This is a genomic window from Syntrophales bacterium, from assembly GCA_035363115.1.
In the GTDB taxonomy this organism is placed as follows: Bacteria; Desulfobacterota; Syntrophia; order Syntrophales; family PHBD01; genus PHBD01.
Genome location: DAOSEM010000006.1, coordinates 92,480 through 105,822, shown reverse-complemented (window position 1 = coordinate 105,822; position 13,343 = coordinate 92,480). Strand labels below are relative to the sequence as shown.

Below are 13,343 nucleotides of genomic sequence, written 5' to 3'. Positions count from 1 at the left end.
TCCCTGGAAACCAGGGTAACCGATGCCGCCGGTGGCCGCCGGTGAAGGGTGTTGCACCCTTCTTCCCATCCCGGGTACGGCAGGGGGAAAGGACTCGTGAAGACTCTAATCGATTCAAAGTACCTGGGCAATTACATCTCCCGCACCACCCGCGGGTCCCGGGTTGTCGTGGTTTCGAACCGCGAGCCCTGCCTGCACGAGCGCACCGCAAGCGGGATCGAGATGGTCCGGCCGGCCAGCGGCCTCGTCACCGCGCTGGAGCCCATCGTCAAGGCGACCCGCGGCATCTGGGTCGCCCACGGCTCCGGCTCCGCGGACCGTCTCGTGACGGACGGGAAGGGAAGGATCACCATCACGCCGGAGGACCCCCAGTACACCCTGCGGCGCGTCTGGATGACCAAAAAGGAGGAGAACGGGTACTACTACAGCATCTCCAACCGCGCCCTGTGGCCCCTGTGCCATATCGCCTACACCCGGCCCTTCTTCTCCCGGGACGATTGGGAGCTTTACAGGACCGTGAACCGGAGGTTCTGCGACGCGATTCTCGACGAGGTCCGGGGAGAGCCCGCCGTCGTGTTCATCCAGGATTACCACCTCGCCCTCCTGCCCCGGATGCTCCGGAACGAGAGGCCGGACCTGAAGCTTGTCCACTTCTGGCACATCCCCTGGCCCAACCGCGAGGCCTTCCGGATCCTCCCCTGGGGGGAGGAGCTGCTCGACGGGCTCCTGGGAAACGACATCCTCGGCTTCCACATCCAGTATCACTGCAACAACTTCATGGACACCGTGGACCGGGGAATCGAGGCCATGGTGGATTACGAGCATTTCCGGATCCAGCGGGGCGGACACCATACGCACATCCGGGCCTTTCCCATCAGCGTCGACTTCCGGCAGATCGGCAGGGATATAGCGAGCCAGCGGGTCGCGGAAAACCGGCAGCGCTTCATCCGCGAGCTGGGGGAGGAGGTCCTGCAGACGAAGCTCTACGTCGGCGTGGACCGCCTGGACTATACGAAGGGAATCGCGGAGCGGATTCAGGGCTTCGACATCATGCTGAAGCGGTATCCGGATCTGGTCGGGAAGGTGACTCTCCTGCAACTGGCGGCGCCGACCCGGATGCACCTGGAGGAATACCGGACCGTGAGCGACGAGATCGAACAGCGCGTCGACGAGATCAACTGGCGCCACCAGACGGACGGCTGGGTGCCCATCCGGTTTCTCCGGGCCCACCACGATTATTACTCGGTTCTGGCCGCTTACGGGATGGCCGACGTGCTCATGGTGACATCACTCCACGACGGCATGAACCTCGTGGCCAAGGAGTTCCTCTCGGCCAGGACGGACGAGGACGGCGTGCTTCTTCTCTCCCGCTACACAGGGGCTTCGCGGGAGCTTCCGGACGCCCTGCTGGTCAATCCGTTCGACGTCGATGAAGTCGCCGACGCGATGTACGAGGCTTTCCACATGACGGAGAAGGAGCGGAAGACGAGGATGAGGCGGCTGCGCCGCAACGTCCGTCGGAATACAATCTATGACTGGGGGTTGAGGATATTCGAAGAACTGGAGACGGTCATGCCCGTCGAGGAACAGATCTGAGTAAAGTGCGGGGAGTACAGCCGGCGTAGCCGCCGTCTTCCCGGAAACGAGGAATCGAAAAAACGAAAAGGAGTATGGTCCATGTTTTCCAAGCTGATTGCCGATTATCCCTGGATCATTCCCATCCTGTTCCTTGCCGCGGGCCTGGCCGCCGGCATCGTCGCCGAAGTGGCGGTTCTCCGCAGGCTGAGGTCCCTGGCGGCCCGGACAGCGTGGGACGTGGACGATATCCTGGCCGAGTCGCTGCGGCGCATGCCCCTGATCTGGTTCACCCTGGCGGGTGTTTACGGGGCCGTGCACGCCTCGTCGCTCTCTTCTGCCGCGGAAGGAAACGCCGACAAGGCGATCGTCGTCCTCGCGATCCTGACGGTTACGATTGTGCTGGCCCGGATGGCGAAGGGCTTCATGAACAGCTACGGGAAGCGGGCGGAGGGTGCTTTTTTCGCCAACACGATCTTTACCAACATCACCCGGATTGTCGTCTTCATCATCGGATTCCTGGTCATCCTCCAAACCCTCGGGATCTCCATCACGCCGATCCTGACGGCCTTGGGCGTCGGGGGCCTGGCCGTCGCCCTGGCCCTTCAGGACACGCTGTCCAACCTCTTCGCCGGGATCCAGGTGATCGCCTCGCGGCAGATCGGCCAGGGCGATTATATCCGCCTGGGCAGCGGGGAGGAGGGGTTTGTGACGGACATCAACTGGCGGTACACGACGATCCGCGCGCTCGCCAACAACCTGATCATCGTCCCGAACTCCAAGATCGCCTCGGCCATCGTGACCAACTACGACCACCCGCAGAAAGAGATGTCCGTCCTGGTCGAAGTCGGCGTCAGCTATGACAGCGACCTGGAGATCGTGGAGCGCGTCACGATAGAAACGGCTGCGCGGGTTCTGGCGGAGGCCCAGGGCGGGGTCGCCGCCTTCGAGCCCTTTATCCGGTATCATACGTTCAATGATTTCAGCATCGATTTCACGGTGATCCTCCGGGTCGGAGAGTTCGTGGACCAGTATTTCGTGAAGCACGAGTTCGTCAAGAGACTCAAGCGGGCGTACGACGAGCACGGAATCGAGATTCCCTTCCCGATCCGTACCGTCTACATGGAGTCGGCGGCTTAGGCCGGCCGGAGACGGGGTTTCAGGAGAGACGAACCGCGCCCCGCGCGCTGCCGGAGGACCCGGTCGCGACGGGGAGCCGATGGATGGCAAGGAAAGGAGGTGTGCATCATGTACAAGAATGTCCTTGTGCCATTGGATGGATCCTCCATTGCCGAATGCGCCCTCGACGAGCTGAGGAAGATGGCGCAGGAGGGATGGGGATGCGTCGGATCCGTGACCCTTCTCTATGTCGTGGAGGTTCCGGCCCACTGGGTGGCGGAGGGGGCAAACGTCCTGGACGTCGTGCAGTTCGAGTTCGGTCGCGGGCAGGAGTACATGAACCGGATCGAGGAGTCGCTGGCGGCGGAAAATGTGGCGGTAAAGTCCGTCATCCTGGAGGGGCGGGCGGCGGAAACGATCGTACAGTATGCGAAGGAAAACGAAATGGACCTGATCGTCATTGCCTCCCACGGCTACTCGGGCCTCAAGAAGTGGGTCTTCGGCAGTGTCGCGCTCCGGGTCCTTCACGACTCCAAGGTCCCGGTCCTGCTTGTCAGGCCCAAGCAGCCCGGGACGTAACGCTCGCGCCCGGCACCGGCGGATGACCGGGACCGCAAATCGGAGAAAAGCGGCACCGATGTGCCGCCGCAACACCCTTTCCCCGTCGCCGTTGTTTCGTGTTCCATCCGGTCCGGTCCGGGCGTTCTTCCCGACGAGCCGGGCGGCCCCCGCCGCCCGGCTTTTTTGTGCTCCTCCGAAAAGATCCTTGTGCAATCCCCCTGAAACATGGAATGATGCGCGCCGCGGACGTCCGGAATCAGCAGCAACGGGCATCCGCCCACGCTTGAACGGGGAACGGCGCAATGGCCAAGGGAAACGCTGCATCGCCACGGAATCAAACTGACAACAACGTCGTCTTCCAGGTCCGGGGGCTCACCAAGGTCTACCGGATGGGCGAGCTGGAGGTCCACGCCCTGCGCGGGGTGGACATGGAGCTCTACTCGGGCGAGCTGGTCGTCCTCCTGGGTCCGTCGGGAAGCGGAAAATCAACGCTCCTCAACATCCTGGGCGGCCTCGACACAGCATCCGGAGGCGAGGTCTCCTACCTCGGCATCAGCCTGACGAAGGCCGGCGACAAGGAGCTGACGGAGTACCGCCGGGTCCACGTCGGGTTCGTCTTCCAGTTCTACAACCTCATTCCCAGCCTGACGGCCCGGGAAAACGTCGAGGTCGTCACCGAGATCGCCTCGGAGCCGATGCGGGCCGAGGAGGCCCTGCGCCTGGTCGGCCTGGCGGAGCGGCTCGACCACTTTCCCGCCCAGCTCTCCGGCGGCGAGCAGCAGCGCGTCGCCATCGCCCGGGCGATCTCCAAGAACCCCAAGGTTCTCCTCTGCGACGAGCCGACGGGGGCCCTCGACTCCGGGACGGGCATCGTTGTCCTCGAGGCCCTGGACCGGGTCAACCGCGAGCTGGGAACGGCCACGGTCATCATCACCCACAACGTGGACATCGCCGCCATGGCGGACCGCGTCATCAACCTGAGCGACGGGAGGATCTCCCAGGTGACGGTGAACACCGAGAAGAAGGCGCCGCAGGACCTTCACTGGTGAGGCCATGAAGGCACTGAACCGGAAAGTCTTCAGGGACCTGCGGATCATGAGGGGGCAGGCCCTGGCCATCGCGATCGTCATCACGAGCGGCATGGCGGCCTTCGTCATGTTCATCGGCGCCATGGAGTCCCTCACGGCGACGCGGGACCGCTTCTACCGGGACTACGCCTTCGCCGACGTCTTCGTGTCCCTGAAGCGGGCCCCGGAGAGCCTGCGGAGCCGCATTGCCGCGATCCCCGGCGTCACCGTCGCGGAGACCCGCGTGGTGGCCCCGGTCAAGCTGGACATCGAGGGCTTCCCCGAGCCGGTGACGGCCCAGATGATCTCGGTCCCGGAGCACGGCAGCCCGCTGCTCAACCGGCTCTATATCCGGAGCGGCCGGATGCCGGATCCGGCCCGGGACGACGAGACGGTCGTCAGCGAGACCTTCGCCCAGGCCCACGGATTCAAGCCCGGCGACCGGATCGGGGCGATCATCAACGGCCGGAAGAAAAATCTCGTCATCACCGGCGTCGGCCTCTCGCCGGAGTTCGTCCTCATCATGCGGCCCGAGGCCCTCAGCCCCGATTTCAAGCGGTTCGGCATCCTTTGGATGGGCCGCAAGGCCCTGGGCAAGTCCTACAACATGGACGGCGCCTTCAACGACGTCGTCCTGGCCGTGCAGCCCGGGGCCGACACGGGCCGGATCCTCACCGAGCTGGACATGATCCTGGAGAAGTACGGCGGCCTCGGCGCCTATGCCCGGAAGGACCAGATGTCGAACCGCATGCTCTCCGAGGAGTTCCGGATGCTCCGGCGGAGCGCCGAGATCTACCCGACCATCTTCATCCTGGTCGCCGCTTTCCTCCTCAACGTGGTCATCAGCCGGACCGTCAGCATCCAGCGCGAGCAGATCGCCGCCCTGAAGGCCTTCGGCTATGAGAACGCGGACATCGCCATCCATTACGCCAAGCTGGTCATCCTGATCGTGCTGCTCGGGCTGGCCGGCGGCTCGGTGCTCGGCATCTGGCTGGAGCAGAGGATGGGCCAGCTCTACATGGATGTCTACCGGTTCCCCAGCCTGGTCCTCCGGATCAACCTGCTGACGATGCTGGCGGCGACAGGCATCAGTGTGCTTTCGGCCCTGGCGGGGACGCTGCACGCGGTCTGGCGGGCGGCCCGGGAGACGCCGGCGGAGGCCATGAGGCCCGAGCCCCCGGCAAAGTACCGGGTCTCCTATCTCGAGCAGATCGGCATCGGGCGGTGGCTCTCCCAGCCCTCGCGGATTATCCTCCGGAACGTGGAGCGGAAGCCCGTCCGGACGTTCCTGTCGATCCTCGGGATCGCCGTGGCCTGCGCCACCATGCTGACGAGCGGCTTCTTCTCGGACGCCGTCAATTACCTGGTCCAGGTCCAGTTCCGGGTCTCCCAGAAGGAGGACATGACGGTGGCCTTCGTGGAGCCAACATCCCGCCGGGTCGTCTACGACCTGGCCGGCCTGGAAGGCGTCCACCGGGTGGAGGGCTTCCGCCAGGTGCCCGTGCGATTCCGCTTCGGCCACAGGAGCTACAAGACCGTCATCGACGGGGTCGAGCCGGACGGCCGCCTTCACAGCCAGTTGAACGACAAGGGGAAGCCCGTTCCGATCCCCTCCTCGGGACTTCTCCTCGGCGACTACCTGGGGGAGCTCCTCGGCGTGAAGCCCGGCGACACGGTCACGGTGGAGGTCCTGGAGGGGAACCGGGAGGTCCTGCAGATCCCCGTCACCGCCATGAGCAAGCAGTTCATCGGGACGACCGGGACGATGGATCTCTCGGCGCTGAACCGGCTCCTGAAGCAGGGGGACGCCGTTTCCGGGGCCTACCTGACAGCGGACACGAACAAGTGGGAGGAGCTGTACCGCCAGTTCATCCGGATGCCCCGGGTCTCGGGAATCACGCTCCGGACGAACGAGATCCGCAACTTCTACGACGTCCAGGCCAAGGGCATGCTGTTCTTCACCTTCGTGGCGACCCTGATGGCCTGCTCCATCGCCGTGGGCGTCGTCTACAACAGCGCCCGGATCGCGCTGTCCGAGCGGAGCCGGGAGCTGTCGAGCCTCCGCGTGCTCGGCTACACCCGGGGTGAGGTGTCCTACATCCTCCTGGGGGAGCTGGGGCTCCTGGTCCTGACGGCCATCCCGCTCGGATTTCTCATCGGCTACAGCCTCTGCCTGCTCATCGCCTGGGCGCTGGCGAACGACCTGTTCCGGATCCCCATGGTGCTGGATCCGCCCACGTACTCGATGGCGGCGGCCGTTGTCCTGATCTCGGCGGTCGTGTCGGCGCTCATCGTGCGCCGCAAGCTTGATCGGCTGGACCTTGTTGAGGTATTGAAAACGCGCGAGTAGCCGCGGCGCCGCAGGCAAGGGGAGGGGATTCCCCACCCGCCTGGCGCGCCGGGCTCCGCGGAAACCAATCGGAGAAAACCCATGACACCCGTTCTGCGCAGAAGGATCTTCGTCATCACCGTCATCGCCCTCGCCGCCGCCGGTACGATCTACGGCTTTCTGCCGAAGGCCGTGGAGGTGGAGCTGGCCGCGGCCAGGAAGGACACGCTGCAGGTGACGATCGAGGAGGAGGGCCGGACCCGCCTCAAGGACCGCTTCACCGTTTCCTCCCCGGTGCCAGGCTTCCTCCGGCGGATCGACCTGAAGGTGGGCGACGCGATCCAGAAGGGGCAGGCCGTGGCGCAACTGGAGCCCCTGCGGTCCGCCGCCCTGGATCCCCGCAGCCACGGCGAGGCGAAGGCCGCCGTCTCGGCCGCTGAATCCTCGCTCAAGGCCGCCCAGGAGCGGGAGCAGGCCGCCCGGGCGGATGCCGACTATGCCGGGCAGCGCCACGAGCGCATGAAGAATCTGTTCCAGAGGGGCACCATCGCCCGCGACACGCTGGACCAGGCCGAGGCCGACGCCAGGCGGGCCGGCGCGAACCTTTCCTCCGCCACAGCCGCCGTGGGTGTCGCCCGTTCCGACCTGGAGCGGGCCCGGACCGCCGGGCAGGACTACTCGACCGGCCGGCCGGGAGGCCGGGGCGTCGCTTCCGTCATCTCCCCCGTCTCCGGACGGGTCTTCCGGATCTACCGGGAGAGCGAGGGCGCCGTGCAGCAGGGCGAGCCCCTGCTCGACCTGGGAAACCAGGCGGACCTGGAAGTGCGCGTGGAGGTCCTGTCGTCCGACGCGGTGCAGCTCCGCAAGGGGATGCGCGTGGAGTTCAAGCGGTGGGGCGGCGAGCAGCCGCTCCTGGGGACCATCCGGATCGTCGAGCCGGCGGGCTTCACGAAGATCTCCAGCCTGGGCGTGGAGGAGCAGCGGACCCTTGTCCTCGTGGACATCACCTCAGCGCCCGAGCAGTGGAAGGCCCTCGGGGACGGCTTCCGCCTCGATACGACCTTCATCGTCTGGGAGGGGAAGGATGTGCTCCAGGTGCCCGCCAGCGCGCTCTTCCGCTCCGGCCAGGACTGGGCCGTCTTCGTCGCCGACACCGGGAAGGCCGTGAAGCGCATCGTCCAGGTGGGCAAGCGCAGCGGCCTCACCGCGGAGATCCTCTCCGGCCTCAAGGAGGGCGAGAAGGTCATCGCCCGCCCCGACGACACCGTGAAGGAGGGGGGGAAGGTGAAGGGGGCGGGGAGGTGAGGGGATAACGATACAGGAAAGTGGAAAAATCGGTAGGCATTGAAGTTAGGACCTGACGTTGACAAGGAAATGAACGACGCGGATTCCTGCCCGCGCCGCTCGGTGGTCAATATCCGGTCCGAAATTCCATGGAGACGACGGCTACCGGCGCTTCAGGGGGACGCAGATGTCGAAGATCCACTTGCCCTCGGGGTGTTCTTCGGCGTTGTTGTGGTACAGCTCGTAGCAGGGAAGGTCTTCGCATTCACACCCACTGCTGACGATCCAGGCAAAGGCGCTCTCCCAGGCTTCCTGAAAGCCGTCCGGGGCGATCTCGAAACGGCAGACGGCGTAATATCCGCCGCGGATGGTCTGCATGCCGATCTGGCCTTCCGCTGTCGTTCCCCGGGGAACGCTCACACAGGCGTCGATGCGGCACTTCTCCGGCGGGGTCACTTCGGGATTGTCCCAGTAGACCATCATGGTCTCACCGGATTGCAGAAAGCCGCGCGGACCTGCCCACCGCATCAGTTCATTGAACGCCCCCTCGCATGTTTCCTTGCCGTATGGCCCGATCCTTCGCACGTAGGCGACATGGTACTCCGGCATCTGTTTGACTTCTGCGTTCATGGCTCTCATCCTTTCGCTTTTTTCCGGGTCCGCTTCGAACCCGGTGCCGGAACCGTACCCGATCCAAAGCGACAGGGCGTTTTCCTGCTTGCTGACTTTGTTTCCCTGCTTGCTTTTTCGATAGGCCGAGGGCGTCATCCCGAAAGACTGGCGAAACGCTTTGGCGAAGTTCTGGGAGCTCGAGAATCCGCAGTCCATGGCGATCGAGGTGATGCTGTCATGCCGGTCGGAGAGTAGCCGGTTGGCGGCCAGCTCCAGGCGGAGCCTCCGGGTGAACTCCGCGACGGTCTCGCCCACCACGGCCTTGAAGATCCGGTGGAAGTGAAACATCGAGAAATTTGCCGATCCGGCGATCTCTTCCAGGGAAAGATCCCGGTCGAGGTTGTGGCTGATGAAGTTCATGGCGCGGCAGATGCGTCTCCGGTACTCCATGGCCGTGTGCCGCAGGACGGGGTTTTTCATGGGCCGGACTCCACCTCGATCCTGTTCCGGCCGGCGTTTTTGGCCCGGTAGAGGGCCTGGTCGGCGCGGGTAATCATGGCGGCCACGGAATCGCCCGGGACGGATGACGTGACGCCGAAACTGCACGTGATCCCGGGAACGCCGGTGAATCGGCTTGTCTCGATGACCCGGCGCAGCTTCTCCGCCGTGACCGCCGCCGCCTCGATGCCGACGGCCGGTACGACAATCAGGAATTCCTCTCCGCCCCAGCGCCCGACGGTGTCGGTTTTTCTCAGGCTGTCCTTCACCGTTGAGGCAAACTCTTTCAAAACCGCGTCGCCCGCCTGATGGCCATGGGTGTCGTTGATCGATTTGAAGTAATCGATATCCAGGATCAGGATGGAGAACTCCTGCCCGCTTCGTCCTGTCCGGGCCAGCTCCTGCTCGAGAATTTCATCGATCTTCACGCGGTTCGGCAGTTGGGTCAGTTTGTCCGTGACGGCCAGGCGCTCCAGCTCGAGATTCGACTCCTGCAGTTTCTGCTCCGACAGGATCAGCCGCTCCATGGAATCCTGGAGTTTTGCCCTCTCTTCGGCCAGTTCCTGGTTGGTCCGGTCATAGGCGCGGGAAAACTGAAGGATAATCAGGAAGATCGCCACAATCTGCAGCGGAACCTGGATCATGCGGTCGATGAGCTGCGCCCGGGCCGGCTGCTGATGGACCAGGTGGGGGAGGTGGTACTCGACAAGGAGCAGCAGGACAAAAACGGCAATCAGCGCGGCGATCAGAGCCAGCCGTGTCCGTTCCTTGAACAGGTAGGTAACGGCGACCAGGATCAGGAATGTGTAGCCGAGGGCGTTGTTGTTGCTTCCACCCGAATCGAGAAAGGCAAAGGGAAGGAACATCAGGATGACGAAGGCGAAGAACAGGGACCGGGCCTCTTCGACGCGCTGTCCCTTTTTTTCAATGATGTAGGCAAACAGGGCAACCAGGATGAGGGCTCCCCATTTCACGCTGATGGCGAGGGGAAAACGGGAGATGAAATTGCCGGCGATGCTGATCGCCGACAGAATAATGCAGAAATACAGGATGATGACGTAAAGCCTGCTCTCGATGGAGATGGAATTCATGGTCTTTTCCTTTGCCGTTGGCGGCATGACGGGATGGATCGGGCTTTTCCCGATGTCGATCCCGGGTAACCCGGGATGCTCCCTGTCGTCAAGACGGCAAATCGGCTTGCTTGCGGTACAGATCCACAGACGGGATCCGGAAGACGTGCTTCATGAAGAAATGGCGGCGAATCTTCTTGTTTTCTCTATGCTTTTATGGGAAAGGTCCCGACCATGAACGGAAACAGTCGATCGAATATCAGGCCCGGGCTGCGCGTGAAGGTCGTCCGGAAACAGGATCAGTCGAGCGGCAGGCTGACCGAGGGCATTGTCGAAGACATCCTCACCAGATCGCCCAGCCATCCCCACGGCATCAAGGTGCGCCTGCAGAGCGGCGTCGTCGGCCGCGTCAAAGAGATCCTGGATTCATGAGCATCCGGATCTATGTCGATGCGGACGGATTTCCGAATGCGGCCAAGGACCTGCTGCTCAGGGCCGCCGTGCGCCTCCGGGTGCCCGTGGTTTTCGTGGCCAATAAGCCTGTTCGATACGAACCTTCGGCCATGGTCTCAAGCATGCTCGTACCGGAAGGACCCGACGTTGCCGATGACCGCATCGTGGAAATGGCGCAGCCGGGAGACTTGGTGATCACCGCGGATATTCCGCTTGCCGACCGGGTGGTCGCCAAGGGCGCCTTTGCGCTCGACTACCGGGGAAGGCTTTACACGGAGGACAACATCAAGGACAGGCTGGCCACGCGTGACCTGCTGAGCGAGCTGAGGGAAGGCGGCATGATGACGGGCGGCCCGCCGGTGTTCGGCAAGAAAGACTGCCAGGCCTTTGTCAATCAACTGGACCGCTTTCTGACCAGGCGGTTGAAAGAAGTGTGATATCCTCAACGACAAGAGGAGAGGCAGGGTCGATTGCCCCTGCCTTTCTTTGGCCGTATGTCTAAGAACAGGATTTTTCATGAGCAAGCCACTGCTTTGACCCTGTTCGGGCGGCGATGACGGCGGCCGGCATTCTTGTCAGGAATTGTTCGATGGCTCCTTGAAGCTGAAGTAGAACGTCTTTTCCTCGCCGTCGTCATAGAAGGCGATCTCGTCTCCGTTCACCTCGCCGCTGAAATGGCACGGGGCCAGATCGTCATACCCTTTGAACTTGTTTCCGGATATTTCCAGCTCGATGGAATGGCCGTGGCCGAAATCGTACAGATCGAAGCAGTTCGCCTCTCCCGGACCGGCGGTGTAGCACCCCCGGTCGTCGTTGAATACCTTGACGTATCGGGGGCCCAGGGTCGCCTCGAAACGTACGGCCTTGGACTGGAAGTGATCGTAGATGGACAGCGCGTCCAGGCCCGTGATGATGCGTCCGGCGATGTAGGCCACGGTGGTGCGGAGTTTCGGCTGCATGGCACTTGTACCTCCTTGGATGTTGTCTGATGCCGGCCTGCGCGCCATGTCCGTTTCCCGCTTTTTCGGCCGCCCGCTTGAAGGCCGGCAGGACGTCGCTGTACACGCAAGACGGTACAGGTGCGGAAAAAGGGCGCCAGGGCGCAGAGGGGAGTCGCCGGACGTCACCGAGCGCCGACGGCGGGCTGATTCTCTCTCACGGGCAGGCACTTTCGGCACTGCTTCTGCTCGTACATCGCCTTGTCCGCCGAGACGATGAGCTCGTCGATGGTACAGGGATGGGATGGATCGTAGCAGGAGCAGCCGACACTGATGGAAAGAGCGAATTTCCGGTTCTCCTGGCGGTTCTTGGCATCGATCAGGGCCTGCAGTCGGGCGGTGATGATCCGGGCATCCGCCTCGGTCGTATCGACGGCGAGGGCTGCGAACTCGTCTCCTCCGAGGCGGGCGACGATGTCGGAGGTCCGGAACGATTCCCTCAGGACGGCTGACGCCTCGGTGAGAGCCTTGTCGCCCTCTTCGTGGCCGAGGGTGTCGTTGATCCATTTCAGGCCGTCCAGGTCCGCGAAAAGGAGCAGCATCTCGCTCTTGTCCCGTTCCGCGACTTTCAGCTGCTGGGTCGCGAGAGACAGGAAGCCCCTCCTGTTGTGCAGGCCCGTGAGCGGATCCGTGATGGAGAGGGCCAGGATCTCCGACTCCATTTTCTTCTTCTCCGTCAGGTCCCGGGCCACGGCCTGAAAGCCCGCCGGCTGGCCGTCCTTCAGGATCAACTGGGTATTCTGGCCGAGCCAGACCTTGTTGCCCTGCTTGGTTCTCAGGGGATATTCGAGATAGGTGTTGTGCAGCTTCTTGACGAACTGGCGGCCGAAGAACCGGTTGACGGCCTCCCGCTCGTCGGGATGGACGAAGTCCAGGTACTGTTTTCCGATCAATTCCTTCTCTTCATATCCCATAACCGAAAATACGGCCGGATTCAGGAAGGATATGTTTCCATTGCCGTCCGTCCGGATGATGATCTCGCTCGCCTGCTCCACGAGCGACCGGTAACGCTCCTCGCTTTCCCGAAGCGCCTCCTGGGCCTGCTCGCGTTCGGCGATTTCATACAGCAAATCCTTGTTTGACTGGGTGATCCGGTGCTGGTTCAGGAATGTGCTGAATCGGAACCGCTCGAACAGGAATGCCGCCAGGGCGGCAAACACGTACGCGATGACAAGGTTGTTCATGGAATAATGGACTGCCCAGGAGCTGATATCCGGTCCGTGGCTCAGGATGGCGCCAACAAAGATCATGATGGAGAGAGTGTAATACCCGTACAGGACAATCAGCCGCGAGGGCAGGAACGTGGCGATGGCGATGACGAGCATGAAGCCGGAGGTGTAGCTCGGGTCGTCGGCGATCCTGCCCGTAAAATAGGCGCAACTGAAGAGCAGGTAGGCCAGCAGCACGTAGAGGAGGCCGAGACCTCTGCCCCGGGTGCTCTTGAAGAAGGTGGCGGCGAAGACGATCAGGCCGACGGCACTCAGTCCCATCCGGAAATAAAACAATTCGGGGAATTCGGGATGAATTTCAGGATCCAGGAAAAAGGCGAAGTGGATCCAGGAGACCATGGCCAGCAGGGCAGCGGGGCGCTGCAATCCCCTTGCCTGCCTGTGCAGGTACTCCATGTATTCTTTGCGGTAGGTGGATCGTTCCGGATTGCCCTTGATGAAGTCTCTTATCTTTTCGAGCAGCCGTGAGATCATGGGTGCCGGTCCGGTCAGCGTTTATTTTGTTCCGATGGAGGAAGGGCGGCTCTTATTAGCATATTGAGAGAAAA

12 protein-coding genes are annotated in these 13,343 nt (G+C 62.9%); 8 read left to right on the top strand and 4 right to left on the bottom strand.

Features of this window, described 5'->3' with window-relative positions; translation table 11 throughout:
* Nucleotides 1–96 precede the first annotated feature (96 nt).
* The 6 genes from PLO63_12550 to PLO63_12525 all read left to right on the top strand — a co-directional run bounded on the left by PLO63_12550 (nucleotide 97) and on the right by PLO63_12525 (nucleotide 7,956).
* Nucleotides 97–1,596: a trehalose-6-phosphate synthase gene (locus PLO63_12550; GenBank protein HOI74965.1), complete on the top strand. Its 1,500-nt coding sequence runs from the start codon at nucleotides 97–99 to the stop codon at nucleotides 1,594–1,596.
* 81 nt (nucleotides 1,597–1,677) lie between these two features.
* The gene (locus PLO63_12545; GenBank protein HOI74964.1) at nucleotides 1,678–2,715 is read left to right on the top strand and encodes a mechanosensitive ion channel family protein; all 1,038 of its coding nucleotides are present in this window, start codon (nucleotides 1,678–1,680) and stop codon (nucleotides 2,713–2,715) included.
* A 108-nt stretch (nucleotides 2,716–2,823) separates the two neighbouring features.
* Nucleotides 2,824–3,273 carry a universal stress protein gene (locus PLO63_12540; protein ID HOI74963.1) on the top strand — a complete coding sequence of 150 codons (450 nt, stop codon included), beginning with the start codon at nucleotides 2,824–2,826 and terminating at the stop codon, nucleotides 3,271–3,273.
* A gap of 284 nt (nucleotides 3,274–3,557) precedes the next feature.
* Entirely contained in the window at nucleotides 3,558–4,304 is a 747-nt protein-coding gene (locus PLO63_12535) for an ABC transporter ATP-binding protein (GenBank protein HOI74962.1), read from the top strand.
* 4 nt (nucleotides 4,305–4,308) lie between these two features.
* Nucleotides 4,309–6,672 (top strand): ABC transporter permease, encoded by a 2,364-nt coding sequence (locus PLO63_12530; protein ID HOI74961.1) that lies wholly within the window; start codon nucleotides 4,309–4,311, stop codon nucleotides 6,670–6,672.
* Between the two features lie 81 nt (nucleotides 6,673–6,753).
* A complete protein-coding gene (locus tag PLO63_12525) occupies nucleotides 6,754–7,956 on the top strand; it encodes an HlyD family efflux transporter periplasmic adaptor subunit (protein ID HOI74960.1) in 1,203 nt (400 codons plus the stop codon).
* A 141-nt stretch (nucleotides 7,957–8,097) separates the two neighbouring features.
* On the opposite strand, the gene PLO63_12520 is transcribed toward PLO63_12525, so the two are convergent.
* Together PLO63_12520 and PLO63_12515 are read right to left on the bottom strand one after the other, a co-directional pair.
* Nucleotides 8,098–9,027 (bottom strand): AraC family transcriptional regulator, encoded by a 930-nt coding sequence (locus tag PLO63_12520; GenBank protein HOI74959.1) that lies wholly within the window; start codon nucleotides 9,025–9,027, stop codon nucleotides 8,098–8,100.
* Entirely contained in the window at nucleotides 9,024–10,136 is a 1,113-nt protein-coding gene (locus PLO63_12515; protein HOI74958.1) for a GGDEF domain-containing protein, read from the bottom strand. Before PLO63_12515 ends, PLO63_12520 begins: the two co-directional genes overlap by 4 nt.
* A gap of 213 nt (nucleotides 10,137–10,349) precedes the next feature.
* Here PLO63_12515 and PLO63_12510 point away from each other — a divergent pair, with 213 nt between their 5' ends.
* Both PLO63_12510 and PLO63_12505 read left to right on the top strand, forming a co-directional pair.
* On the top strand, nucleotides 10,350–10,547 hold the full coding sequence (locus tag PLO63_12510; protein HOI74957.1) for a YwbE family protein: 198 nt from the start codon (nucleotides 10,350–10,352) through the stop codon (nucleotides 10,545–10,547).
* Nucleotides 10,544–11,005 carry a YaiI/YqxD family protein gene (locus PLO63_12505; GenBank protein ID HOI74956.1) on the top strand — a complete coding sequence of 154 codons (462 nt, stop codon included), beginning with the start codon at nucleotides 10,544–10,546 and terminating at the stop codon, nucleotides 11,003–11,005. Before PLO63_12510 ends, PLO63_12505 begins: the two co-directional genes overlap by 4 nt.
* A 138-nt stretch (nucleotides 11,006–11,143) precedes the next feature.
* Here PLO63_12505 and PLO63_12500 read toward each other — a convergent pair whose 3' ends face one another.
* Together PLO63_12500 and PLO63_12495 are read right to left on the bottom strand one after the other, a co-directional pair.
* Nucleotides 11,144–11,527 (bottom strand): hypothetical protein, encoded by a 384-nt coding sequence (locus PLO63_12500; protein HOI74955.1) that lies wholly within the window; start codon nucleotides 11,525–11,527, stop codon nucleotides 11,144–11,146.
* Between the two features lie 164 nt (nucleotides 11,528–11,691).
* A complete protein-coding gene (locus PLO63_12495) occupies nucleotides 11,692–13,269 on the bottom strand; it encodes a diguanylate cyclase (protein HOI74954.1) in 1,578 nt (525 codons plus the stop codon).
* Nucleotides 13,270–13,343 lie beyond the last annotated feature (74 nt).

Bases quoted from the DNA above. Each gene is read 5' to 3' on its own strand.
- PLO63_12505 (HOI74956.1), top strand. From the start codon at position 10,544: ATGAGCATCCGGATCTATGTCGATGCGGACGGATTTCCGAATGCGGCC.
- PLO63_12545 (HOI74964.1), top strand. From the start codon at position 1,678: ATGTTTTCCAAGCTGATTGCCGATTATCCCTGGATCATTCCCATCCTG.
- PLO63_12540 (HOI74963.1), top strand. From the start codon at position 2,824: ATGTACAAGAATGTCCTTGTGCCATTGGATGGATCCTCCATTGCCGAA.
- PLO63_12525 (HOI74960.1), top strand. From the start codon at position 6,754: ATGACACCCGTTCTGCGCAGAAGGATCTTCGTCATCACCGTCATCGCC.
- PLO63_12535 (HOI74962.1), top strand. From the start codon at position 3,558: ATGGCCAAGGGAAACGCTGCATCGCCACGGAATCAAACTGACAACAAC.
- PLO63_12520 (HOI74959.1), bottom strand. From the start codon at position 9,027: ATGAAAAACCCCGTCCTGCGGCACACGGCCATGGAGTACCGGAGACGC.
- PLO63_12530 (HOI74961.1), top strand. From the start codon at position 4,309: ATGAAGGCACTGAACCGGAAAGTCTTCAGGGACCTGCGGATCATGAGG.
- PLO63_12510 (HOI74957.1), top strand. From the start codon at position 10,350: ATGAACGGAAACAGTCGATCGAATATCAGGCCCGGGCTGCGCGTGAAG.
- PLO63_12500 (HOI74955.1), bottom strand. From the start codon at position 11,527: ATGCAGCCGAAACTCCGCACCACCGTGGCCTACATCGCCGGACGCATC.
- PLO63_12495 (HOI74954.1), bottom strand. From the start codon at position 13,269: ATGATCTCACGGCTGCTCGAAAAGATAAGAGACTTCATCAAGGGCAAT.
- PLO63_12515 (HOI74958.1), bottom strand. From the start codon at position 10,136: ATGAATTCCATCTCCATCGAGAGCAGGCTTTACGTCATCATCCTGTAT.